The 4,464-nt window shown below is 63.7% G+C and carries 3 protein-coding genes; all 3 read right to left on the bottom strand.

The genetic code is table 11. The features are described from left to right. Positions 1-177 precede the first annotated feature (177 nt). Complete coding sequence (locus AC1D1X_RS16380; protein ID WP_477669946.1) at positions 178-1,308, bottom strand: C45 family autoproteolytic acyltransferase/hydolase; 1,131 nt, start codon at positions 1,306-1,308, stop codon at positions 178-180. Between the two features lie 117 nt (positions 1,309-1,425). Next, a complete protein-coding gene (locus AC1D1X_RS16375; RefSeq protein ID WP_477669945.1) occupies positions 1,426-2,982 on the bottom strand; it encodes an ABC transporter substrate-binding protein in 1,557 nt (518 codons plus the stop codon). Between the two features lie 17 nt (positions 2,983-2,999). Continuing rightward, positions 3,000-4,464 (bottom strand): dipeptide ABC transporter ATP-binding protein (locus tag AC1D1X_RS16370; RefSeq protein WP_477698664.1); only part of this gene is annotated, 1,465 nt, incomplete at its 5' end.

Below are 4,464 nucleotides of genomic sequence, written 5' to 3'. Positions count from 1 at the left end.
CTGGTGAAGCTGCTGATCCATTAGATTGCTAAAACTTAATTTCGGAAACTCACACCTTGGCTTTGACGGCCACCGATTAGCTGCGATTTTTGCGTTCAGACATATTTCACTCAAGTGAATGGATGCTACCGCTCTAACCGTTGTCATACGCAGTAGCGCCTGCAAACTTCGCGCTAATCAAGCAACAATCCGCGGCTCTTTCGTCAGGCTGTAGCAAGTGAACACCTTGTTCAGCGCCGGCAGGGGCGCGACTTCCATCTCTCCTACAGCCGGCTCCATGATGACCATGGCGACCGTGGCCGACAGGTTGTCGTGGCTGCCGATGCGGGGCGGGCGGCAGACGGAGTAGGGCAGGCCGAAGTTGTCGAAAAACGCGTTCTTTAATTCCTGGCTGCCCAGCTTGTCTTGCTGATTCAGCAGCTTGCGTACGCGCCAGTCGCGGTAGTGGCTGTCGGGTGACTGGGAAATGCCCATGTCCACCAGCTTGCTCAGGGCGACCGGGCTCATCCAGTGGTTGGCGTGCACGATCAGGTTGTCGGCGCCGGGGTAAATTGGAAACGATTCATTGGTGGTGCATTCAAAGTCGATGCCAAAGCCCTGCGACATGCCCAGCATGATGTTGTTGGAGCAGGACTTGGGTGTGGCGGCGACGGCCTTCATGGCCAGCGAGAAAATCTCCTGCTCCAGCACCTTGCGCCGGATCAGCGACAACGGCACACCCAGCTGCTTGAAGTCGCGGTCTGATTCGAGGTAGTTGGCGGTAATGGACACGCCCGCGCTGTTGAAKCCGCTGCGGGCGAGCCCGCCGGCCTCGACAAAGGTCAGGAAGTCGGGGCCGTTGTCGTTGCGCACGCGCAGCACGACGGAGGTCTCGACGCACTCGGCGCGCCAGTCCCAGTTCTGGCCATGCAGCAGGTTGCCGTTGGCCGAACGCTCGGGCAGGATGAGGGCGCCGGTGCAGCCGTCGCCCGGCTCCTGGTCGGCCTGTGTGACCTTCTCGGCGCGGGCCTTGGCCAGCACCTCGGTGCGGGCGTTGATCATCACGATGTCCTGGAAGTCCACGCCTGCGCCCTCGGCGATGCCGCGCATCTCGTCGATGTAGTGGGGTGCGAAGTTGCCGATTTCCTTGGCGAAGAAGTCGATCAAGCGCGCGCGTGCCTGTTCGCTGTAGCCCAGGTTGACCAGCGTCTGGCCGTACAGGCGCGCGCTGCCACGTACCCGGTCGGCGGCCTGCCGCCCGTACTGCAGGCCGCGTTCATGCGGGCTGCCGGAGACGGAGATAAAGGGGAATTGTTTGATGTTTGCCATGCTGGGCTGCCGTAAGAAGTTGCGTGAAGAGAGATGACGACCGCCGCAAGGCGTGCCTGTCCATGCCTTGCGCGCGGGCCTGCGTGCAAGGCGACCGAGAGGTGATGCTGGAATGACTTACTTGGCGGCCAGCTTTGTATTCCAGAGCAGCGGCTTGCCTTCCCACACCGTGAACCCGTTCACGCGCTTGCGCACAGCCCACGAATCGGTCACGTTGTAGAGGATGACCAGCGGCGTCTTGGCGATCATCAACGCGTGCAGCTGGTCAAACAAGGCCTGGCGTTTCTTGGGGTCCGCTTCGGCGAAGCTCTGGTCGATCAGCTTTTGCGCGGCCGGGTCGTCCCACACCTTGCGCGGCTGCTTGGCCTTGTTGCCTGAGAACTGCTCATAGCTCAGGGCCGGGTCCAGGCGCGACGAATAGGTGAAGGAGCTCATCTGGTAGTTGCCGCTGTTGTAACGGTCCAGCTGGGTTGCCCATTCGAGCACCTCGATCTGGGCGTTGATGCCCACGGCCTGCATCATGGCCTGGCTCATCACCGCGACCGAGAAGCTGGGCACGTGCGCGCGCTTGTTGGCCTGGATCACGATGGGCTGGCCCTTGTAGCCGGCTTCCTTCAGCAGCTGCTTGGCCTTGGCCGGGTCGTGGCGGTAGCCTTTTTTCTGGGCCGCTGTGTAGAAGGCCGAAGTGTCCTGGATGGCCGAGTTGTTGACGCGGGCCAGGCCTTCGGACGCGGCCGCGACAAGCTGGTTCATGTCAAGCGAGAGCGCGATGGCCTGGCGGATGCGCTCGTCTTTGAGCAGCGGGTCGTTGGTCTGCATCAGCAGCGTGTTCTTGCCCGCGTCCACTGCGGCGACAACGCTGAGATTTTTATTCGCCTTGAGCTCCTGCACGTCGGACGAGGTGATCTGGCCCGCGTCGATGGCGCCGGACTGCAGGCCGGCCTTGGAGGTCGACATGTCGGGCACGGTCAAAAATTTGACCTGCCCAACCAGCGGCTTCTTGAGGCCGAGGTAGCCGTCGGGCTTGGTGCCGGGGGGCGACTGGTAGTCGGCAAATGCGCTGAGCGTGACGTACTCTCCGCGCTTCCATTCTTCAAACTTGAAGGGGCCGGTGCCGATGGGCTTGTCCCAGCTGCCGTCTTCCTTGACGGACTTTTTGTTCAGGACGGCCGTCATGCCGCAGTCGGTGCGGGCCAGGTTGTCGAGGAACACGGCCGAGGGTTTGTCCAACTGCATGACCACGGTCTGTGCGTCGGGGGCCGTGACAGAAGTCACCTTGACGCCGGAGCGGCCGTCAAATTCGCTGAGGCAGCGCCAGTCGGTCTTGGGTTCCATGTAGCGCTTCCAGCTCCACAGCACGTCGGCCGAAGTCATGGGCTCGCCATTGTGGAACTTCACGTTGGTGCGCAGCTTGAAGATATAGGTCAGGCCGTCGGGGCTGGTGACGATGGAGCGCGCCAGCAGCGGGCCGACGGTGCCGTTCTCGTGGTACGCGACCAGGCCTTCGACGATGTTGAGCACCACACCGTCGGTGGTGTTGTCGCGGTTCACGCCGGGGTTGGTCGAGCGGATGTCTGCCGGCTGCGCGACCACGATTTGTGGGGTCTGGGCCTGGGCCGCGGAACAGGCCGCGAGCATGGCGGCGGCCAGAAATTTCAATCGAAGGGAAAGCATGAAAAGCTCCTTAAAGATCAGACCGGAAGAGGGTGTAAGGGGTTCAGGGCGCCTGCCGGCGTATCGGGTTCGTCAAAGCGCCACTTGAGCTGCATGCCGCCCTGGCCTGTGGGCGTGAGCGCAGGAATCGCGGAGAGCAGCTTGCGTGTATAGGCGTGCTGCGGCTTGTCGAACACCTCGTCGCGGCTGCCCTGCTCGATGATCTGGCCGGCCTGCATCACGATCACGCGGTCGGCCACCTGCTCGACCACGCCGAGGTCGTGGCTGATGAAGAGGCAGGCAAAGCCGTGGCGTTCCTGCAGCTCGGCCAGCAGCGCCAGCACCTGGGCGCGCACGGTGACGTCGAGTGCCGACACCGGCTCGTCGGCAATCACAAAAGCCGGCTCGCGTATCAGCGCGCGGGCAATCGCCACGCGTTGGCGCTGGCCGCCCGAGAGTTCATGCGCATAACGCTGCGCATGCCGGGGCTCCAAACCAACCTCATCGAGCATCTTTGCTACGCGCGCCTGCCGCTCAGCGGATGACAGACCGGGAACCAGCCGCAGCCCTTCACCGACCAGCTGGCCAATGCTCATGCGCGGATTCAATGACGAGTACGGGTCCTGGAACACCATCTGGCAGTTGAGCCGGTAGTCCAGCCAGCCCGCGTCGCCGCGAGCAATCGAACGGCCGCGAAAACGAATGTCGCCTTCGGTCGGCTTGAGCAAGCCGGCAATCGCGCGGCCCAGCGTGGTTTTTCCCGAGCCGGAGCCGCCCACCACTGCGACGATCTCGCGCGGGCGCACCACCAGGTCTATGCCGTGCAGCACGCGCTTGGCGGCGGACTTGGCAAACAGGCGGCGTTTGCCGGGGTAGTCGAAGACGAGGTTGCGCACTTCGATGACGGGCTGTTCGTCGGCAATCGTGCGCGCGGCTTGCCGGCGCGGGATGGCCTCCAGCAGCTTGCGGGTGTAGTCCTGCTTCGGGCCGGCCAGCAAAGCAGCGGTGTCGCCGGCTTCGACGACTTCGCCCTGCTGCATGACGATCATGCGCTGGGTGTAGCGCGCCACCATGGGCAGGTCGTGGCTGATCAGCAGCACGGCGGTGTTGTGTTCGCGCGTGAGGCCAACCATCAACTCCAGCACGTCACGCTGCACCAGCGCGTCCAGGGCAGTAGTCGGTTCGTCGGCGATCAGCAGCGCGGGCTCCAGCAGCATGACAGAGGCCAGCATCATGCGCTGGCGCATGCCGCCTGAAAATTCATGTGGCCATGCGGCGAGCGCGGCCTGCGGGTCGGTGATGCCGACGCGCGCGAGCATGGCCAAAGCCTTGTCGCGGCGCGCGGCCGGCGAGAGCTCGGGCCGGTGCAGCGCCAGGCCTTCGTCAAGCTGCCGGCCAATCGTCATTGACGGATTGAGCGAAGTCATGGGCTCCTGGAACACCATGCCAATGCGCGCGCCGCGCAGCTGGCGCAAACGCGCGTCGCCGGCCGCCGCCATGTCT

Source organism: Polaromonas sp. P1_G4, from assembly GCF_056405475.1.
This window is presented reverse-complemented; position numbering and strand designations above follow the sequence as displayed.